This window comes from Mesorhizobium sp. WSM4846 (assembly GCF_055811415.1).
Map to the genome: position 1 here is coordinate 1 of NZ_JBVVPZ010000110.1, position 468 is coordinate 468.

Here is a 468-nt window from a genome sequence, read left to right on the forward strand (position 1 = left end):
CTCGGTCGTCGACATTCTCGATGATCGGAGTGTCGATAGCGCAGCCAGGTGGCTGCGGATCATCCCTCCGTCGAGGTATCGTCAGCCGAGACCGCTGCGGCCTATATGCGCAGGGCCGTCCGTGAAGGCGCACCGCAGGCTCACCAGGCGGCCGACCGGTTTCATGTGGTCCAGAATCTTTGTACGGCAATCGAGGAACAGATGAGCCTTAGTGGACGTGCTTCAGGAAGATCCATCCTGTCCGAGGACGCTATTGTCGACGCTGCGACACATCTCCGGCGTGCCCGTCTCGGGCATAGGCAGTCTCGCCAGGAGATATTCGAGATGCTCCACGCCTTACACCAGGAGGGTCTATCCTACAGCGCGATCGCCCGACGGACCGGCGATGAGTTCGCAGCGTAGCGAAGTGGCTCAAGTTCAAGGCTCCGCCAGATAGGCGGCGAGCAGCATTTGAACCCCACATCACCA

General features: G+C 60.7%; 1 pseudogene. It reads left to right on the forward strand.

Annotation, left to right across the window (positions count from 1 at the left end):
* Positions 1-468 (forward strand): annotated as a pseudogene (locus AC0L15_RS33235) (transposase); the annotation flags it as partial.